The following is a 20,140-nucleotide window of genomic DNA, read 5'->3' on the forward strand; positions in this document are numbered from 1 at the left end:
CTGACCGGATAGGTTTGTCTTTCTTTCAACTAAGTATTTGATTTTAAACATTATTTTGTTGACTCATGATGATAATAATAGTCATCCTCATCATGTTGCTCCAATGGTTGGGGCGGAAACAAACCAGGAGATGTCTAAATGACTATTACAATTGATCTGAACGCAGATGGTTCCGGAAACGGTGTTGATCTGCATGGTCTGTTGGAAGATTTCGACGCCAACTTTTCCAAGGGATTGTTCAACTACGGCGAGTTTCTGAATGGTGGGCTCTTTGACGGTCCGCAATACTATCTCAGCGATGAAGACAGTTCATCAAGCTACACCGATGGCTTCCTTGCAACGACCGGTGGCGGAGATGACTTCACCTATGACATCAGCACCCATCAGATTGTCGGAAATCTTGATCAGCTTTCATTCGGGGAAACGTTGGTTCAGGATTCTAGCGGCGACTACAATCTTAGCGACTCGTCGGTCGATATTTCTGGCCTTGACCTCAGCAGCAGCAAGACTGGTATGGTCCTGACCGCGCTTTTTGGTGGTGACAGTTCAGAATTGCAGTCTGTTTTTGCCTCCGAAGGTGTCGAAATCAACGGCAGTTCCGGCGCGGATGTGATCGGCGGTTTTGCAGGTGACGACGTCCTGACTGGCAATGGCGGGGCAGACACTTTCGAGTTCGATACTTCGGCATCGTTCGGTGATGACACCGTTACCGACTTCACCGATGGCACCGATCTTCTCGATATCGATTACAACTCGGTCACGATTGGAGATGATGGTGCTGGCAATGCGCTCATTACCCATGCCAACGGCACCATCACCCTGACTGGTGTTGACTTCAACGACCTTGACGCAAGCGACTTCGTTTAACGAAGACGGCCCGCTCCGCAGGCGGCGGAACGGGCACAAGGTCTTTGATTGCAGGGCACCGCGGAACAGCGGTGCCCACCTCATCCTATCTTTTTCTTTTCCGGAATGGAAACAGCGTGTTCGAACAGGTCCATTCGCAACATTTGTCCAAATCGTCCGTATTCTCGCCGTTGGCGGCCGCCATTCGATCCGTGCGCGGAGCGTTCCTGTCGGTCGCGGCGTTAAGCGGCGTGTCAAATATCCTGATGCTGACCGGGCCGCTTTTCATGCTGCAGGTTTATGATCGGGTTCTGGCGAGTCGCAGTATGCCGACGCTCGTCGCGCTCGTTGTTCTGATGCTGGCGCTATATCTGTTTCTGGGAACTGTCGATGCGCTTCGGGCGCGGATGCTGGTGCGGATTGGCTGGCGGGTGGATGAGCAGGTCGGACCGTTGGCGCTGGCAACCACTCTTGATCAGGTGCTGCGAAATGATAATGCAACCTTAAGGCCGCTCAACGATCTTGATCAAATCCGACAGTTTCTGGGTGGTGCGGGTCCTATTGCGATTTGCGATATGCCTTGGATGCCGCTGTTTCTGGGGATCGTTTTTGCTTTTCATCCCTGGCTTGGTTTTCTTGCCCTTATTGGCGGTATCATTCTGGTGATTTTGACATTGATCGGCGAGCTTGCCACCCGTCGCCAGGTTGAACGGATGAACTGCCAAGCCGTTTCACGTGCAAATCTTGTCGAAGCTGGGCGTCGAAATGCCGAAGCCATTCTCGCGATGGGCATGCTGGCGAGTTTCACAGACTATTGGGCACGTTTGAATGACAGGTATTTACGAGACAATACCGGTGTCGGTGACGTCAATTCGACCTTCTCGGCCTATATCAAGGTCATTCGCCTTGCGATGCAGTCCGGCGTTCTGGCACTTGGTGCGTATCTGGCGATCCTGCAGGAAGTCACACCGGGTGTGATGGTTGCCGCCTCAATCCTGACAGCGCGGGCATTGTCCCCGGTCGAACAGGCGATTGGCAACTGGCGCGGATTTGTTGGTGCCCGTCAATCGCGCCAACGTCTTGAACGCTGCTTTGCCGACACACAAAAAACGTCTGAACGCCTCGAACTGCCTGCCCCGCAACAAAGCCTGCATGTTTCCAATCTGATCGTTCGGGCCCCTGCAAAGCGGGTGGAAGGAAAGCTGGCCGCACCGGGGCGCGTATTGCTGCGCATCAACGACGTGTTCCTGAAAGCAGGCGACGGGCTTGGCATTATTGGGCCAAGCGGATCGGGGAAATCTACATTCGGTCGCGCACTGGTCGGGATTGGTGCGATCCAGAATGGCACCATCCGCCTGGATGGGGCGGAGCTTGATCACTGGGAGCCGGATCGGCTGGGGGCGCATGTCGGTTATTTGCCGCAGGACGTCGATCTGTTTGACGATACTGTTGCCCGCAATATTGCGAGGCTACGTAGCGATGTGGACTCTGCGGCAATCGTTAAGGCCGCGCAATTGGCCGGGGTGCATGACATGGTCCTGTCTCTGCCCAAGGGATATGACACGCTGATCGGAAGTGGCGGGCTTATTTTGTCGGGTGGGCAACGCCAACGGATCGGGCTGGCGCGTGCCCTGTTTGGTGATCCGTTCCTGATTGTCCTTGATGAACCCAATTCCAGTCTCGACAGTGCCGGGGAACAGGCCCTGATCGAAGCGGTCCGTCTGGCCCGGCAACGCGGGGCGATTGTTGTCATGATTGCCCATCGCCCCGGCGCACTGGCAACGGTCAATCTGGCGATGGTTATTCAGGATGGACGCCAGATTGCCTTTGGTGCGCGTGACGACATTCTGCGCAAAACCATGCGCCAGGTCGGAGAAAGCGCATGAGCCGAAAACAGTCGCACACGTCGTCAAAAACTCCATTCGTCAGCCCTGCAATGCATAGTTTGCGCCGACATACCCTGTTTGGCGTAACCGTGATGCTGGCATTGTTTGCTGGTTTGGGAAGCTGGATGGCGTTGGCCAATCTTTCCGGGGCGGTGGTTGCCACCGGCAAACTGGTGGTCGAAAGCAATGTGAAGGATGTGCAGCACCCTGACGGAGGCATTGTTGGTGAAATCCACGTGCGTGACGGGGATCGGGTGCAGGCCGGTGATCTTCTGATCCGGCTGGACGATACGATGGCACGCGCAAGCCTTGGCATTGTCGATAGCCAGATCGATGCCTTGCGGGCACGCAAAATGCGACTGGTTGCTGAACGGAACGAAGCGAAAATCGTTGCTGTGCCCGATTTGTTCGAGGCCCGTATGCAGGACCTGGCAATCGTTGAGCTGGTTGCGGCCGAGACAAAACTATTCGAAGCAAGGCGTAAAAGTCTGGAGGGTGAAAAGGACCAGCTTCAGCAAAAACTGTTGCAGCTTTCGGAGACGATCATCGGGCTTGAGGCCCAGAAAGCTGCCAATGAAGAAGAAAGCCGCCATATTCGCGATGAACTTGACGGGCTTGAAATGCTTTACAAAAAGCAGCTTGTACCGATTACCCGTGTTGCGGCATTGCGTCGTGAACGCGCCAGTCTGGGGGGCAAACATGGGGAGTTGACGGCACAGATTGCCGCGACCGGCATGCAAATCTCGGAAACAGAAATGTCGATCCTGCAGCTTGACCGGAACCGCCAAACAGAAGTCCTGACGGAACTGGGTGAAATTGATCAACAATTGGCCGAATTGATGCAAAAGCAGGTTGCGTTGCGCGATCAACTGCGTCGTGTCGACATCCGAGCCCCCTATGACGGGACGGTCTATCAGATGACGATACATACGATTGGCGGCGTGGTTGCGGGCGGGGACCGGATCATGAGGATTGTGCCTGATCAGGATGAGCTGGTGATCGAAGCCCGAACCAACCCGCGCGATATTGATCAGGTCCATCCAGGGCAAAAGGCGATGCTGCGTTTTACTGCCTTTAATCAGCGCACAACACCGGAACTTTCCGGGACGGTGTCCTTTGTGGCAGCGGACCTTTCACGCGATGAACTGACAGGCGAAACCTACTATAATGTCCGGGTGAAAATTGCCGGTGGCGAGATGGAAAAACTTGATGGGCAAGGTCTGATGCCCGGCATGCCGGTTGAAACCTTTATCGCAACGGGGGATCGCACCGCACTTAGCTATCTTGCCAAACCACTTACCGATCAGTTTGCCCGCGCGTTCCGCGAAGAATAATTTTTCACCGGTTTCGGATATCGAACGCCCCGAATCGTTTCTGCTTTGAAGGGCTGCGAATTCATGCGGCATTTGCGGACAGGGACGAAAGGTAATCGGGATGACTTTGGATATAACAGCAGACGGTGTGATAAAAACCCGCCTTCAGAACCTCAAACAGGCAACAACCGGCGACCATCAGCACATCGATGACATGGTGATGGAAATGGCACCGTTTGAAAGCCGCGATAACTACGCCCGGTTTGTCGGGATGCAGTATGTGTTTCACCGCGCTGTAAAACCGCTTTATGACGCCAGTGACCTGAACGCCCTGATACCCGGGCTTTCGATGCGCAGTCGGTTCGATCATGTCTGTGCAGATCTTGCAGACCTGCAATGCAGCCTACCTGAAAATACCAAACCATTTCCTGTTCCCCAAACCGGAATGGGTCGTCTGGGATGGTTATATGTTTGTGAAGGTTCGTCGCTTGGGGCGGCATTTTTGCTGAAAGCAGCCGGAAATATCGGGCTGAATGCCGAGTTTGGTGCCCGTCACCTGGCTGGGCACGAAGACGGTCGCGGCAAGCATTGGCGCGAATTTGTTGATCAGGTCAATGGCTTGGCTTTAAGCGCTAAACAAGAACAGGAAGTGATTGATGGTGCTATTGCTGCCTTTGACTTTTTCCGAACCCTTTTGATCGAAGATCGCAAGCTTGCCGCATAGGCGCAAATCCCTTGGTTGAAAGGCTTGCAGAGACAGGATCGTGACTTGATTTCTGGCAAAGTCGGCTGTATAAAGCCGCCAAGCTTTTTGTAAATTCTGACAAAGAGTGGGCCCTTCGCCCGCTCTTTTGTGCTTTTTGGGGTATGGCATCGCTATATGGCTGAGCTGATCGGACAACAGTTGAAAGACCCGCTGATGATGCGGATCACGGAGATTATCGAGCCGTCGATCAATGCGCTGGGTTTCGAACTGGTACGTGTGTCCATGATGGGCAAGGACAGTAATGTCTTGCAGATCATGGCAGATCGTGCGGATGGCAACGGCAGCATCAATGTTGAAGATTGCGCCGAAATCAGCCGTACCGTCTCTGCCCTGATGGATGTCGAGGACCCGATTTCCGGGGCTTATCACCTTGAAGTCAGTTCACCGGGTATTGACCGCCCGCTGACCCGTGCCAAGGACTTTGATGTCTGGCGCGGGTTCGAGGCAAAGGTCGAGCTGGTGATGGCCCAGAATGGCCGTCGCCGTTTCAGCGGAAAGCTGGATGGAGTTGAGGATGATGCGGTCGCCCTGATTGTCGATGGCGAACGTGAATTGTTGCCGTTGGCCGATATCGCAAAGTCGAAATTGGTGCTGACGGATGAATTGATCGCGCATGTCACCGGCAAGGGCCGGTCTGACGAAAACGCAGAATAGAGGTTGGATATGGAAGCAACTTCGGGAATGCCGCGGCCGGAACTTTTGCAGGTTGCAGATGCCGTTGCCCGTGAAAAGGGCATTGATCGTGATGAAGTTCTTGGCGCAATGGAACAGGCCATCCAAAAGGCCGGCCGTTCCAGATATGGCCACGAGCATGACATCCGTGCCCATATCGACCGTAAAACCGGTGAAATCAAGCTGGCCCGTTTCATCGAGGTCACGGATGATATCGAAAACGACTTCACCCAGATGTCGCTGGAACAGGCGCGTATTCGCAACGAAAATATCCAGCTTGGTGAATTCCTGATTGATCCGCTGCCGCCGATCGATTTCGGACGTATTGCTGCGCAGACCGCAAAACAGGTTATCGTGCAGAAGGTCCGTGATGCGGAACGTGAGCGTCAGTTCGAAGAATATAAAGACCGTGCCGGTGAAGTGATCAACGGCGTCGTCAAACGAGTCGAGTTTGGTAATGTTCTGGTCGATATGGGCCGTGCAGAAGCCATTCTGCGCCGCGAAGAACTGATCCCGCGTGAAACTGTCCGTCAGGGTGATCGCGTTCGTGCGCTGATCCTTGATGTGCGTCGCGAACAGCGTGGGCCGCAGATCTTCCTGTCGCGTACCCATCCGACTTTCATGGCAAAACTGTTTGCCCAGGAAGTTCCGGAAATCTACGACGGTATTATCGAAATCAAATCGGTTGCCCGTGATCCGGGTTCGCGCGCCAAGATTTCCGTTCAGTCGTCGGATAACTCAATCGACCCGGTCGGGGCATGTGTCGGTATGCGTGGTTCGCGCGTGCAGGCTGTTGTTGGCGAACTTCAGGGCGAAAAAATCGACATCATCCAGTGGTCGGAAGACCCGGCAACCTTCGTTGTGAACGCATTGGCTCCGGCCGAGGTCACCAAGGTTGTTCTTGATGAAGAAACCAATCGTATCGAGGTTGTCGTCCCCGACGATCAGCTGAGCCTGGCCATTGGCCGTCGTGGTCAGAATGTGCGTCTGGCGTCCCAGCTGACCGGATGGGATATCGATATCCTGACCGAGGAAGACGAAAGCGAACGTCGCCAGGAAGAAGCCCGTAAACGGGCGGAGATGTTCATCAAGGCACTTGATGTTGATGAAGTCATTGCCCATCTTCTGGTCGCCGAAGGCTTTACCTCGATCGAGGAAGTCGGTTACGTGCCGTTGGCCGAACTGGCAGAGATCGAAGGTTTCGAAGAAGAAATCGCCGAAGAGCTGCGCACGCGCGCTCGTAACTTCCTTGCCGAAGAAGCCGAACGTCTTCAGAAGCGTCGTGAAGAGCTTAAGGTTGCCGATGACCTCGTCGAATTTGGCGGACTGTCGCTGGCCGTTGTTGTTCGCCTGGGCGAGAACGATGTCAAAACCCTTGAGGACTTCGCGGATCTCGCAAGCGACGAGCTGATCGAATATGTCGGTGATGCGGACAACATGACCATGGATCAGGCCAATGACCTGATCATGGACGCGCGTCGTCAGCTTGGCTGGTTCGAAGGACTTGAAGAAGAAGTTTCCGAAGATGCCGAAGAAGGCGAAGACGCCTGAGGGCTGATCGGAGGACGCCATGTCGCACCGTAAAGGCGGCAAGGTAGCCGAGGTTCCGGAGCGCCGGTGTATCGTCACCGGCGAAGTCCGGCCTAAGGAAGACCTTCTCAGGGTTGTGATCGGACCGGATGATTCGGTTGTTCCCGACCTTGAGGAACGGTTGCCTGGACGGGGATTATGGTTGTGCCCGTCGCGGGATGTGATAAATACCGCCTGTGCAAAAAATGCCTTTGCCAAGGCGGCGCGGCAAAAAGTCGTGATTGATCCTGCGCTGGCAGACCGGATCGAGAAGCTTTTGCTTCAGAAAAGTCTCGATCTGCTGTCGCTTGCGCGCAGAGCCGGTCAGGCGGTTGCCGGTTACGAAAAAGTCAGGGCCCAGATTGACGAGGGCGCGGCAATGATATTGGCAGCCCGAGATGGTGCTGCGGACGGAAAATCGAAGATCGAGGCGAAAGCCCGGGATCTGCCGATTTATACCGTTCTGGATGCTGCCGAGATTGGCGCGGCCTTTGGCCGCGAAAAAGCAGTACATGTGGCTGTTGCGCCAGGTGGACTGGCAAAACAGTTAAGTCGCTCGCTTAGGCGGCTAGAAGGATTTCGCGCGGTCTGAAGGCAGGCTTGCGCAGAACGGACAGGACAGGACAGGCAAAGGATGCCGGTCCCGCAGGAAATGAGGAAGTTGGACGGATTATGAGTGATCGCGATCAGGAGAAGAAACCGCTGAGCCTCAACAGATCGAAACTTGAACTGAGCAAGACGGTCGAGGCTGGGCAGGTACGGCAAAGCTTCTCGCATGGACGGTCCAAATCTGTGACTGTCGAAGTGCGCAAGAAGCGGACTTTCGAAAAGAACGAATCCGGCCGCTTCCGTGAAGTGAAGAAGGATGCGGTTGCTGAACAGCAGCAGCAAGCTGCCGCACCGGCGCCGGCGGCAAAACCCGAACCGGTTGCCAAACCGGAACCGGTTGAAGACCACGGCAATCTTACCGATAGCGAGCGTGCAGCACGCATGGCTGCCCTGAAAGCAGCCGAAGAGCGCCGCAAGCAGGAAGAAGCCGAAGCAGCCGTACGTGCCGCTGAGGAAAGCAAGCGCAAGGCAGAAGAAGCCGAACGTCGTAAACAGGAAGAGGCCGAAGCAGCAAAAGCTGCTGCGGCAGAAACCCCTGTGCTGGAAAAGGATGCCCCGGTTTCTGTAGAAGAAGTCGAGAAAGCCCTTGAAGCATCGACGACCAAAGGCAAATCCAAACCGAAGCCTGCTGCTGTTGCCAAGAAACAGGAAGAAATCATTCCTGGCGAACCGGCAGAACCGCTGGTTCCGGAAGAACGCCGTCGTGCCGATCCGTCCACCGTCAAGCCGAAAAGCCGCAAGGAACTGGACGAGGAAGAAGCCCGTACCGCAGCCGCACGCAAACGCGCCGAAGAAGAAGCTCTTGGCCGTGCCGCGCGTACGAAGGGTGACGAAGGTCGCCGTCGTGGCAAGCTTTCGATCAATAATGCTATGACCGGTGACGAAGGTGGCCGTCGTCGTTCGATGGCCTCGATCAAGCGTCAGCAGGCAAAAGCAAAGGCCCGTATGCAGGGTCAGCAGAAGCCGAAAGAGAAAATCGTGCGTGATGTTATCGTTCCGGACGTTATTACCGTTCAGGAACTTGCCAACCGTATGGCTGAACGTGCTGCCGACGTCATCAAGTGCCTGATGGGCCTTGGCGTTATGGCAACCATCAACCAAAGCCTTGATCCCGATACCGCACAGCTGGTTGTCGAGGAATTCGGCCACAAGATGAAACGCGTTTCGGATGCCGATGTTGAAGAAGCGCTGGTCAGTGCCGTTGACAATGAAGATCAGCTGATCGGTCGTCCGCCGGTTGTGACCGTCATGGGTCACGTTGACCATGGTAAAACCTCGTTGCTTGATGCCCTGCGCAAAACTGACGTTGTCAGTGGCGAAGCTGGCGGCATCACCCAGCATATCGGTGCCTATCAGGTGACGATGGAAACCGGATCGAAGATTACCTTCATCGATACCCCGGGCCACGCTGCCTTCACGGAAATGCGTTCGCGCGGTGCCAAGGTTACCGACATCGTCGTTCTGGTTGTTGCTGCTGACGACTCGGTCATGCCGCAGACGATCGAAGCCATCAGCCATGCGAAAGCAGCCGGTGTGCCGATGATCATCGCGATCAACAAGATCGACAAACCGGGTGCAAACCCGTCGAAGGTTAAAACCGAACTGCTTCAGCACGAAGTCGTCGTCGAGGAAATGGGCGGTGAAGTTCAGTGTCTTGAAGTTTCCGCCAAACAGGGCCTTGGCCTGACCGAGCTGGAAGAAGCCATTCTGCTTCAGGCCGAGGTTCTTGACCTTAAAGCCAACCCGGCACGTGTTGCTGACGGTGTTGTGGTTGAAGCCCGCATGGAAAAAGGTCGCGGCCCGGTTGCCACGGTTCTGGTTCAGCGCGGTACGCTTAAAAACGGTGATATCTTTGTTACGGGTGCCGAGTGGGGCCGCGTTCGTGCGTTGGTCAACGATCATGGCGTTCGCATCGAAGAAGCCATTCCGGGCATGCCGGTCGAAGTAACCGGTCTGAACGGCGTGCCGTCTGCCGGTGATGACTTCGTTGTTGTCGAAAACGAAGCCAAAGCGCGTGAGATTTCCGACTATCGTCAGCGTCGCATCCGTGAAACGCAGGCTGCTGCGATGAAGAAATCGGCACTTGAGAACATGTTCTCAAGCTCGGGCGACGTCAAGGAACTGCCGATCCTTATCAAAGGTGACGTGCAGGGTTCTGTCGAAGCGCTTATCGGTACCCTGCAGAAGCTGGGTAACGAAGAAGTCAGTGTACGCGTCCTGCATAGCGGCGTTGGCGGGATCAACGAGTCCGATGTCACGCTGGCGCGTGCGTCGAATGCGCTGATCATCGGCTTTAACGTGCGTGCCAATCAGCAGGCCCGTGAACAGTCCCGTCGCGACAATGTCGACATTCGTTATTATTCGATCATCTATGATGTTGCAGACGACATCAAAAAGATGCTGTCGGGCATGCTGTCGCCGGAAGTTCGCGAGAAGTTCCTGGGGTACGCAGAAATACGCGACATCTTTACTATCTCGGGCAACAAGATTGCCGGTTGTATGGTTACCGAGGGTACCGTCAAGCGTGGTGCGGGCGTTCGCCTGCTTCGCGACAACGTCGTGATCCATTCGGGCGAGCTGTCGACACTGCGTCGCTTCAAGGATGAAGTAAAAGAAGTCCGCGAGGGCTATGAATGTGGCATGTCATTCGCCAAGTATAATGACCTGCAGGTCGGCGATATGATCGAGTGCTTCGAGCAGGAGGAAATCGCCGTCGAACTTTAAGACGGTGGATTGACGATATGGCGAAGCAACCGGCCAAAGCACCAAGTCAGCGACAGTTGCGCGTGGCGGAGGAAATCCGCCAAGCCCTGTCGCAGGCACTTGAGCGCGGAGATATTTATGACCCGGACCTGACCCGGCGCCCGGTAACCATTACCGGCGTCAGTTTGAGCCCGGATATGCGCAATGCCATGGTATCCTTTACGCCGCTTGGCGGGGGCGAGGCGGAAACCTCGCTTAAGGCGCTAACGCGGCAGAAGGGCCATTTGCGTACCCATGTGGCGCGTACGGTTCATATGAAATACGTACCGGCGTTGCGTTTTGTGGAAGACAAAAGTTTCGATGTCGCCGACCATATCGGTGCCCTCCTGCGTGACCCGCATGTCGCACAGGATCTTGCGGCGGACCGGTCGGACGACCATGAGAATGAGGACGACTGATGGCGCGTCGGCGTCGCGGTAGAAGCATCAATGGCTGGCTGGCAGTCGACAAGCCCTTGGAAATCACCTCTTCGACGGTGGTCAATCAGGTGCGTCGTCTGCTTGATGCGGCAAAGGCCGGTCACGGCGGGACACTTGACCCATTGGCGAGTGGTGTCCTGCCTATTGCATTTGGCGAGGCGACAAAAACGGTTGCCTATGTCATGGATGGTAGCAAAAGTTATCGTGTGACGCTTAAATTCGGCGAAGCACGCAGCACCGACGATGCCGAGGGCGAGGTTACGGCCACCTCGGATCATCGTCCGGATGCAGACGAAATAAAGGCCGTGCTGGGTGAGTTTATTGGCGAAATCCAGCAGGTGCCGCCAAAGTTTTCGGCGATCAAGGTTAATGGCAAGCGTGCCTATGATCTTGCCCGTCGCGATGAAGACGTGGTGCTTAAACCGCGTCCGATTCTGATCAAGGATCTTCGACTGGTCGATATGCCGGATCGCGATCATGCCGTTCTCGAAGTTGTTTCGGGCAAAGGGGCATATATGCGGTCTTTGGCGCGCGATATTGCGCTGCGCCTGGGTTCTGTCGGCCATATATCCGCCCTTCGCCGCACGTCGGCGGGGCCGTTTCCTGAAACGAGTTCCATTCCGCTTGCGGAGTTGCTTGAAATGGATCCGGATGCGGTGTTGGAGAAATTGCTTCCGGTCGAGACCGCGCTGGACGACATCCCGGCGCTGGCCCTGACCGAAGTCGAGGCGCAGCGGCTATCGAGTGGGCAACCTGTCGGGTTGTTGCCGGTGGCAAAACGCAGTGCCCTCGAAACCCCCGTCGTGCAGGACGATATCGTCTGCGCCATGCTCCATGACCGCGCGGTTGCGTTGGCGGAGATAAGTGGCGGCGAAATCCGGCCTGTACGTGTTTTTAATCTCTAAAGGCGAAAGGATGCCTGATGTCGATTACTGCTGAACGCAAAGCTGAGCTGATCAAAGAATACGCTCAGAAAGACGGTGACACCGGTTCCCCCGAAGTCCAGGTTGCAATCCTGACCGAGCGGATCAAGAACCTGACCGAACACATGAAAGAACATAACCACGACTTCCATAGCCGTCGTGGTCTTCTTATGATGGTTGGCCAGCGCCGTCGTCTGCTGAAGTACCTGCAGCGCAAAGACCAGTCGCGTTACGAGACCGTTATCGAACGCCTCGGTATTCGCCGCTGATATCGAACTGCGGCGGAGGTGGTTGATCCCCTCCGCCGTCGTTTTTTTAATGTCCCGAGCGGATCGGGAAACACGGGGAAGCAGGGTCGGATGGGCCGACCTCTTTGCTTGGTCCGGACCCATTAATTATGCAGCTTTTATGAAAGCCTCATAATTAATGTGTTCGGAACTCGTGTATGACTATCCGGGTCCGCTGAAGGTTTGTAAGAGGAAGAGAAAATAATGTTTAATGTCGTCCGCAAGGAAATGCAGTGGGGCAATGCCAAGCTGGTTCTCGAAACCGGTAAGGTCGCGCGTCAGGCCGATGGTGCCGTCATGGTCACCTACGGCGAGACCGTTGTGCTTTGTACCGCTGTTGGCGCGAAATCACCGCGCCCGGATATCGACTTTTTCCCGCTGACCGTGAACTATCAGGAAAAAGCATTTGCTGCCGGTAAAATCCCGGGTGGTTTCTTCAAGCGTGAAGGCCGTCCTTCGGAAAAGGAAACTCTGGTTTCGCGTCTGATCGACCGTCCGATCCGTCCGCTGTTCCACCCGCTTTATCGTAACGAAACCCAGATCGTTTGTACCGTTCTGTCCCATGACATGGAAAACGATCCGGACGTGGTTGCGATGATCGGTGCGTCTGCGGCGCTGACCATTTCCGGTCTGCCGTTCCTTGGCCCGATCGGTGCTGCGCGCGTCGGTTACAAAGACGGCGAATATATCCTGAACCCGGCAACCGAGTCGGTTAAGGAAAGCGACCTTGATCTGGTTGTTGCCGGTACCCGTGACGGTGTGATGATGGTTGAATCCGAAGCCAGCGAGCTTTCGGAAGAAATCATGCTTGGCGCCGTTAAATTCGGTCACGAGCAGTTCCAGTCGGTTCTTGATCTGATCATTTCGCTGGCCGAAGATGCCGCGAAAGAGCCGCGCGACATTGCAGAACTGCCGGAAGGCTATGATGCGCTGGTCGAAAAAGTCGCTGCCCTTGGCACCGATGGACTGACCAAAGCATACAGCCATGTCGTCAAGCAGGAGCGTTCGGCTGCTGTTTCTGACGCCAAAGCCGCGATTGCGGGAAAACTGGCCGAAGAAGAAATTGCCGATGCCCTGAAAGGCAAGGTTTCGTCGATCATCAAGGATCTGGAAAAAGACATCGTTCGCGGTGCGATCCTGAAAACCGGCAAACGTATTGATGGCCGTACAGGTGCTGACGTTCGCCCGATCCTTGGCGAAGTTTCGGTTCTGCCGCGTGCACACGGTTCGGCGATTTTCACCCGTGGTGAAACCCAGGCACTTGCCGTTGCCACCCTTGGCACCGGTCAGGATGAACAGATCGTTGACGCGCTTGACGGCGAATATCGCGAAAACTTCATGCTGCACTATAACTTCCCGCCCTACTCGGTTGGTGAAGCTGGTCGTATGGGTTCGCCGGGCCGTCGTGAAATCGGTCATGGTAAACTGGCATGGCGTGCCCTGCACCCGCTGATGCCGGGCAAGGACGCCTTCCCTTACACCATTCGTATCGTTTCTGAAGTAACCGAATCGAATGGTTCGTCCTCGATGGCGACCGTTTGCGCAACCTCGCTTGCGATGATGGATGCCGGTGTTCCGCTGGCACGTCCGGTTGCCGGTATTGCCATGGGTCTGATCAAGGAAGGCGATGATTTTGCCGTTCTGTCCGACATCATGGGTGATGAAGATCACCTTGGTGATATGGACTTCAAGGTTGCCGGTACCGAAAAAGGTATCACCTCGCTGCAGATGGATATCAAGATCACCTCGGTGACCCCGGATATCATGCAGATCGCACTCGGCCAGGCCCGTGACGGCCGTCTGCACATCCTTGGCGAAATGTCCAAAGCGCTTCCGGAAGCACGTGGTGAAGTTTCGGGCAATGCACCGACCATCACCCAGTTCTCGATCCCGCGTGACAAAATCCGTGACGTTATCGGGTCGGGCGGCAAGGTCATTCGCGAAATCTGCGAAGAAACCGGTGCGAAGGTCGATATCGAAGACGATGGCTCGATCACTGTTGCACATACCGACGGTGCAAAAGGCAAACAGGCAGTCGATTGGATCAAATCGATCGTTGCGGAACCTGAATTGAACCATATCTATGATGGTAAGGTTGTTAAGGCTGTCGACTTTGGCGCATTCGTCAATTTCTTTGGCGCGCGCGACGGTCTGGTCCATATCTCCGAACTGGCGCAGGAACGCGTCAAACAGGTTTCGGATATCGTCAAGGAAGGCGACGCGGTCAAGGTCAAGGTCATTGGCTTTGATGATCGCGGCAAGATCAAATTGTCGATGAAACGCGTTGACCAGGAAACCGGTGCCGATCTCGACGCCGGCGACGCTGAATAATCCGATCTGATAGACCGGACGGCGATAACAACAACACGCCGTCCGGTTTTCCAAATGCGATGCCGGGGCATCGCTGGCGATGAAAAGCCGAATGGGAGAGACGAATTTGAAAGCCCTTAAACCGCTCGTCATGTCTGGAAAAGAGGTCTTGCCACTGATTGAAGGTGGCAAAGGTATCGCTGTTTCGACGGGTAAAAGTTCCGGCGCATGGGCAGCTGCTGGTGGCATCGGGACGTTTTCCGCCGTCAATGCCGATTCTTATGACGAAAATGGCAATCTGGTTCCGGTCGAATATGCCGGAAAAACCCGCGGTGAGCGCCATCAGGAACTGATCGCCTATGGCATCCGCGGCGGTATCGCCCAGGCACAGATCGCACACGAAATGCGCGGCGGTGAAGGCCGACTGCACATGAACGTTCTGTGGGAAATGGGCGGTGCGGAAGAAATTCTGCGTGGTGTGCTTGAGGGCACCAAGGGTCTTGTCCATGGTGTGACCTGTGGTGCGGGTATGCCTTATAAGGTATCGCAGATCGCAGCCCAGTATGGCGTGCATTATTACCCGATCGTCTCGTCGGCGCGCGCATTCCGTGCCTTGTGGCTGCGGTCGTATAAAAACACCCCGGAATGGCTTGGCGGCGTGGTCTACGAAGATCCATGGCGTGCCGGTGGCCACAATGGCCTGTCAAATTCCGAAGACCCGCTTGTGCCCGAAGACCCGTTCCCGCGGGTTGCAGCCCTTCGCGAATACATGAATTCGGTCGGCCTGAATGAAGTTCCGATCATTATGGCGGGTGGCGTCTGGTTCCTGCGTGACTACGAAGACTGGCTTGATAATCCGGAAGTTGCCCCGGTGGCGTTCCAGTTTGGAACCCGTCCGCTGCTGACCAAGGAAAGCGAAATTTCCGAAGAATGGAAAAACCGTCTTCTGACGCTGCAGAACGGCGACGTGTCGTTGCATAAATTCAGCCCGACCGGTTTTTACAGCTCGGCTGTTCGGAACGACTTCCTTGAAGATCTTCATCAGCGTTCCGATCGTCAGGTCCGTTATTCGCGCACCGCAGAGGCTGATCTGCATGTCGGTATTCCGCTGGGTCGTCGCGGTCGTCCAATCTATGTCCGCGAAGATGATGCCGACAAGGTTCGGGCATGGCTTGATGCTGGTTATACTGAAGGCATGCCGACACCCGATGAAACCATGGTGTTTGTCACGCCTGACAGTGCGCTGACGATCAAGAAAGATCAGATCGATTGCATGGGGTGCCTGTCACAGTGCCAGTTCTCGAACTGGGAACAGCATAGCGGCACCACCGGCAAGCGTGCCGATCCGCGTTCATTCTGCATCCAGAAAACGCTTCAGAACATTGCACATGGTGCGATGGTTGAAAACGAGCTGATGTTTGCCGGTCATAATGCCTATAAATTTGGTGAAGATCCGTTCTACGCCAACGGCTTTGTCCCGACGGTCAAACAGTTGGTCGACCGGATCGCCACGGGCGATTAGGTTAGACAACAAATCAGACACTGGACTTTTACGGATCAAGAAGGGGTCGGGTTTCCGACCCCTTCTTGTTGTTTGATCCCCTATAGGCCATTGAAAATCGGTATGATTGGAGTTGATCAAAATCAAAGAAAGGTGCGTCTTGGTTCCTTAATATACGCTTGGATTTGATCGGGAACCGGGCATTGGCCGGTCCTGAAAAGCGTATGAAGGGACAATTTCATGACGACGAACCCGCGTCCTTACACCCATGCCCTGAACCGCCTGAAAGAGGCCGGGTTGCGCCCGACCCGTCAGCGCTTGGCATTGGCCCGCCTGCTGTTTGATAATGGTCATCGGCACATCACCGCCGAACAGCTTCATTCCGAAGCCATGAGCCAGAATATCAAGGTATCCTTGGCGACCGTATACAATACGTTGCACCAGTTCACCGAGGCAGCGCTTCTGAATGAAATCGTGATCGATTCCGGTCGATCCTATTTCGATACCAATACCGCCCCGCATTACCACTTCTATTGCGAAGAAGACGGCATGCTTAGCGACATACCCGCTGATGCGGTGCAGCTTGCACGCGTCCCCAATATGCCCCGTGGTACGGAATTGGCGTCGGTTGATCTGGTGTTTCGTTTGCGGCGCCAGTCGGCCCGCAACGCTGCCTGATTGCTATTGGGTCGGTTTATTCGGCAGGGCTGTGTCGCAAATATAGCGGTGCGGTGACAGCGAAATGACGCGTCGATGAAAACCGCCTGAAATGGCGCGAAACGTCCCTTCAGTGCTTGACGGGCAGGGTTTTCAAGACAAATACAGAGGCGACGGTTCCACATGGAACGGTCGCCCTTTTTATACCTATGTGTGTGACAGCAACACCGCATATTTCAGACTTCAATGACAAAAAAGGAAGCCCGTAATGGTGCTCAAGGGAACACGGACCGAGGAACTTCTGCGTGCGGCATTCGCATCTGAAGCACAGGTCAATCGTCGTTATCTTTATTTTGCGCAGCAGGCCGATATCGAAGGCCATCCGGAAATTGCCGAAATGTTCCGCGCCACCGCCGAAGCCGAAACCGGCCATGCCTTTGGCCATCTCGAATTTCTTGAAGAGGTCGGCGACCCTGCAACCGGGCAGCCGATTGGTACCACTAGGCTTAATCTTGAAGCCGCATTTGCCGATGAACAGAACGATGCCAGATCCCGATATCCCGAAATGGCCCGTATTGCGCGCGAAGAAGGTTTTAACGATATTGCCGACTGGTTTGAGAGCCTTGCGCGTGTCGAAGATGCCCATGCCGCCCGAATGGAACGCGCCCTGGCATCTTTTGGGACTGTTTCCGAACCGGTGGAATAAGGTTGAAGACAATCCGACGATGCTTTTACAGATATAGCGCCTTTCTGCTTCTGGTGATGTTAATGGCACCGCTTGCGGCCAAGGCACAATCGTCGGTGGACCTTGACGATATCCTGACCCATGCGGGGCGTTTGGAGCCCTTGCAGGCCGTGATGATCGCCCACCGTGGTGACGTGATCGCGACGCAGGGCTACCATGGTAGTTCCCCCGATCAGGCGGCCAATATCAAATCCGCATCGAAATCGATTATTTCGGCATTGGTTGGCATTGCCATAGAACGTGGTGTTTTGACCGGTACGGATCAGAAAATCGCCCCCTTGCTGCGGGATCAGTTACCTGCCGATCCCGACCCCCGACTGTTTGATATTACCATCGGGCATCTTTTGTCGATGCAGGCCGGCCTGGGGCGGACATCGGGGCAATATTACGGTCAGTGGGTCGCGCAATCGAACTGGGTGCGTGCTGCTCTTGCCCGCCCGTTTGCCGACGATCCGGGTGGTGACATGCTGTATTCGACCGGCTCAAGCCACCTGCTGTCGGCCATCCTGACACGCCAAACCGGAAAATCGACGCTGGAACTGGCGCGTGAATGGCTGGGGCCATTGGACGGTTTTGCTATTACCGCTTGGGATCGCGACCCTCAGGGTATTTACTTTGGTGGGAATCAGATGGCGATGAGCACCAGATCGCTTCTGGCTTTTGGCGAACTTTACCGGAATGGCGGGCGTACCGCGGATGGCAGACAGATCATCACGCAAAGCTGGATCGATCAAAGCTGGCAGCATCGGACAAATTCACGCTTTACCGGCGATGAATACGGTTATGGTTGGTTTATGCGCGATCTTGCCGGGCAGGATGTGGTCTATGCGTGGGGATATGGTGGGCAGATGCTTTACATCGTTCCTAGCCTTGAATTAACCGTGGCGATGACATCGGACGAAACAAAACCCTCGGCCCGAACCGGATACCGCGATCAGCTGCATGGCTTAATGGCCGATATCATCGACAGGATAGAAGCAGATGCAGGCTGATCGGGGTGAGCGGACTTTTTATTGAGCCGCAATCCGTTCTGAAAGGTATTCGGCGGTGTGGCTATTGCCGGTGATCGGTCCGCGCAAAACAACATGCGGATGACCAAGCGAATTGCGTTCGACATGCCCATCAACCTGGTACACATCACGCAAAAGATCACGATCAATCACATTGGCGCATTCGCCAAATGCCACCATGCGGCCATCGCGAATCGCCATGGCGTGATCGCAATATTGCAGCGCATGGTTAAGGTCGTGGATCGCGATCAGGATGATTATTTTCTGGCGCTTGGCGATATCGCGCATGAAAGACAGGACCTCCATCTGACGATGCAGATCAAGGGCTGAGGTCGGCTCGTCCATCAGCAGGATTTCGGGTTCACGCACCAGCGTCTGGGCAATGGCAACCAGTTGGCGTTGACCACCACTAAGTTCGCCCAGATTGCGGGCGGCCAGATCAGAAATCCTAAGGGCGGCCAGAATATCGTCAATCCGGGCCAGTTCATCGGTCTGAACGCGCAATGACGATCCCTGTTTGGCGGCAAGGATAACCGACTCGTAAACAGAAAGAACCGCGTTTGATCCGGTGTCCTGCGGCATGTAGCAAATCGTGTTGCGGCTATAATTCGCCGTTTCGACATGCACTTTTCCGCCACCCTTGGCAAGACCGGCGACCCGTTTGAACAGGCTTGATTTGCCCGCTGCATTCGGGCCGATGACGGCAATTACGTCGCCCCCCATCAGAACCGGCGTACTAACACCGGAAACCACCTCGGCGCGGCCATAACGGGTGCCAATGTCTTCAAGACGAAGTGTTGTTACCATGATTTCCTCCGGCTTGCGAAAATCAGCGAGAAGAAGAACGGTACGCCGACAAGCGCGGTAATTACCCCAATGGGCAGGATTGCGCCGGGGACCAGAAGTTTTGACAGAACCGACGTCGCCGACAGGATCAACGCCCCGCACAGGACGGATGCCGGCAGGAAGAAACGCTGATCCTCGCCCACCAGCATGCGGGCGATATGCGGCCCGACCAGACCGATGAACCCGATGGTCCCGACAAAGGAAACCGGGATTGCCGCCAGCATACTGACCAGCAACATCGTCTTCAGGCGCAACGACTGGACATTTACCCCGAAACTTTCCGCTTTGGCATCTCCCAGCCGAAGGGCGGTGAGTGCCCAGGCCTGGCGGGTAAACAGCGGAAGGGCGATGGCAACCGCTATGGCCGTGATGGCAACCTTGGACCAGGTTGCCTTGACCAGACTGCCCATGGTCCAGAATACGACCGCGGCCAATGCCTGTTCGCTGGCGAGATATTGCAGCAACGCCAGAAGCGCGTTGAAGGTAAAGACCAGCGCGATCCCCAAAAGGACGATGGTTTCAACCGTGACACCGCGCATCCGGCTGAAGAAATGAATGATCAACGCGGTCGCCATCGCCATGAGAAAGGCATTGATCGGAATAATGAATTCGACAAAAGCCGGCAGGATCGCGACCCCGAGAACCAGTGCCAAGGCTGCACCGAAACCGGCCGCAGCCGAGATACCCAGCGTAAACGGGCTGGCGAGCGGGTTGGCCAGGATGGTTTGCATTTGCGCGCCCGCGGTCGAAAGGGCCGCACCCACGGTCAGCGCCATCAGGGCGACCGGCATGCGAATTTCCCAGATCACGACGCGCAACTGATCGCTGGCATCCGACGGGTTCAGCAGTGCGAAAATCACATCAGCCAGCGGATAATTGGCCGGGCCGGTTGCCAGATCAACAGCAAATGACAGGAACAGCGTAATTGTCATGCCGCTCAGGATCAGGATACGACGCAGGGAACGCGCCTTGTAATGCGCGCTCCCTGCCATAACGGTGGTTTGATCGGAGATCATGG

General features: G+C 55.4%; 18 protein-coding genes. 16 read left to right on the forward strand and 2 right to left on the reverse strand.

Annotated features, from left to right (window positions below; translation table 11 throughout):
- Positions 1 to 138: 138 nt before the first annotated feature.
- The 16 genes from BC440_RS13565 to BC440_RS13640 all read left to right on the forward strand — a co-directional run bounded on the left by BC440_RS13565 (position 139) and on the right by BC440_RS13640 (position 18,258).
- On the forward strand, positions 139 to 867 hold the full coding sequence (locus tag BC440_RS13565) for a heme acquisition protein HasA (protein WP_063092204.1): 729 nt from the start codon (positions 139 to 141) through the stop codon (positions 865 to 867).
- A gap of 116 nt (positions 868 to 983) precedes the next feature.
- On the forward strand, positions 984 to 2,732 hold the full coding sequence (locus BC440_RS13570) for a type I secretion system permease/ATPase (protein WP_082822649.1): 1,749 nt from the start codon (positions 984 to 986) through the stop codon (positions 2,730 to 2,732).
- Complete coding sequence (locus BC440_RS13575) at positions 2,729 to 4,066, forward strand: HlyD family type I secretion periplasmic adaptor subunit (RefSeq protein WP_063092203.1); 1,338 nt, start codon at positions 2,729 to 2,731, stop codon at positions 4,064 to 4,066. Before BC440_RS13570 ends, BC440_RS13575 begins: the two co-directional genes overlap by 4 nt.
- A 100-nt stretch (positions 4,067 to 4,166) precedes the next feature.
- Entirely contained in the window at positions 4,167 to 4,769 is a 603-nt protein-coding gene (locus BC440_RS13580) for a biliverdin-producing heme oxygenase (protein ID WP_063092202.1), read from the forward strand.
- A 156-nt stretch (positions 4,770 to 4,925) separates the two neighbouring features.
- Entirely contained in the window at positions 4,926 to 5,465 is a 540-nt protein-coding gene (rimP, locus tag BC440_RS13585) for a ribosome maturation factor RimP (protein ID WP_082822658.1), read from the forward strand.
- 9 nt (positions 5,466 to 5,474) lie between these two features.
- Complete coding sequence (gene nusA / locus BC440_RS13590; protein WP_037989105.1) at positions 5,475 to 7,034, forward strand: transcription termination factor NusA; 1,560 nt, start codon at positions 5,475 to 5,477, stop codon at positions 7,032 to 7,034.
- A 19-nt stretch (positions 7,035 to 7,053) separates the two neighbouring features.
- A complete protein-coding gene (locus BC440_RS13595) occupies positions 7,054 to 7,644 on the forward strand; it encodes an RNA-binding protein (protein WP_007088418.1) in 591 nt (196 codons plus the stop codon).
- An 80-nt stretch (positions 7,645 to 7,724) separates the two neighbouring features.
- The gene (infB, locus tag BC440_RS13600; RefSeq protein WP_063092201.1) at positions 7,725 to 10,385 is read left to right on the forward strand and encodes a translation initiation factor IF-2; all 2,661 of its coding nucleotides are present in this window, start codon (positions 7,725 to 7,727) and stop codon (positions 10,383 to 10,385) included.
- A 17-nt stretch (positions 10,386 to 10,402) separates the two neighbouring features.
- Positions 10,403 to 10,822 (forward strand): 30S ribosome-binding factor RbfA, encoded by a 420-nt coding sequence (rbfA, locus tag BC440_RS13605; protein ID WP_007088416.1) that lies wholly within the window; start codon positions 10,403 to 10,405, stop codon positions 10,820 to 10,822.
- Positions 10,822 to 11,748, forward strand: coding sequence for a tRNA pseudouridine(55) synthase TruB (truB, locus tag BC440_RS13610; RefSeq protein ID WP_007088415.1), 927 nt, complete (start codon positions 10,822 to 10,824; stop codon positions 11,746 to 11,748). The genes rbfA and truB overlap by 1 nt, the downstream gene beginning before the upstream one ends.
- Positions 11,749 to 11,765: 17 nt before the next feature.
- Entirely contained in the window at positions 11,766 to 12,035 is a 270-nt protein-coding gene (gene rpsO, locus BC440_RS13615; protein WP_007088414.1) for a 30S ribosomal protein S15, read from the forward strand.
- A 222-nt stretch (positions 12,036 to 12,257) separates the two neighbouring features.
- Positions 12,258 to 14,384 carry a polyribonucleotide nucleotidyltransferase gene (gene pnp / locus BC440_RS13620; RefSeq protein ID WP_063092200.1) on the forward strand — a complete coding sequence of 709 codons (2,127 nt, stop codon included), beginning with the start codon at positions 12,258 to 12,260 and terminating at the stop codon, positions 14,382 to 14,384.
- A 106-nt stretch (positions 14,385 to 14,490) separates the two neighbouring features.
- Positions 14,491 to 15,885 carry a nitronate monooxygenase gene (locus BC440_RS13625; protein WP_037989291.1) on the forward strand — a complete coding sequence of 465 codons (1,395 nt, stop codon included), beginning with the start codon at positions 14,491 to 14,493 and terminating at the stop codon, positions 15,883 to 15,885.
- A 219-nt stretch (positions 15,886 to 16,104) separates the two neighbouring features.
- Entirely contained in the window at positions 16,105 to 16,542 is a 438-nt protein-coding gene (gene irrA / locus BC440_RS13630; RefSeq protein WP_007088411.1) for an iron response transcriptional regulator IrrA, read from the forward strand.
- A gap of 247 nt (positions 16,543 to 16,789) precedes the next feature.
- On the forward strand, positions 16,790 to 17,227 hold the full coding sequence (locus BC440_RS13635) for a rubrerythrin family protein (RefSeq protein WP_063092199.1): 438 nt from the start codon (positions 16,790 to 16,792) through the stop codon (positions 17,225 to 17,227).
- Between the two features lie 62 nt (positions 17,228 to 17,289).
- Positions 17,290 to 18,258, forward strand: coding sequence for a serine hydrolase (locus BC440_RS13640; protein ID WP_082822648.1), 969 nt, complete (start codon positions 17,290 to 17,292; stop codon positions 18,256 to 18,258).
- Between the two features lie 18 nt (positions 18,259 to 18,276).
- Here the strand turns inward: BC440_RS13640 and BC440_RS13645 are convergent, their stop codons facing one another.
- Both BC440_RS13645 and BC440_RS13650 read right to left on the reverse strand, forming a co-directional pair.
- Positions 18,277 to 19,083 (reverse strand): ABC transporter ATP-binding protein, encoded by an 807-nt coding sequence (locus BC440_RS13645; protein WP_063092198.1) that lies wholly within the window; start codon positions 19,081 to 19,083, stop codon positions 18,277 to 18,279.
- Complete coding sequence (locus BC440_RS13650) at positions 19,077 to 20,138, reverse strand: iron ABC transporter permease (RefSeq protein WP_063092197.1); 1,062 nt, start codon at positions 20,136 to 20,138, stop codon at positions 19,077 to 19,079. Before BC440_RS13650 ends, BC440_RS13645 begins: the two co-directional genes overlap by 7 nt.
- Positions 20,139 to 20,140: the final 2 nt, after the last annotated feature.

The sequence above is a fragment of the Thalassospira sp. MIT1004 genome, assembly GCF_001858545.1.
GTDB lineage: Bacteria > Pseudomonadota > Alphaproteobacteria > Rhodospirillales > Thalassospiraceae > Thalassospira > Thalassospira xiamenensis.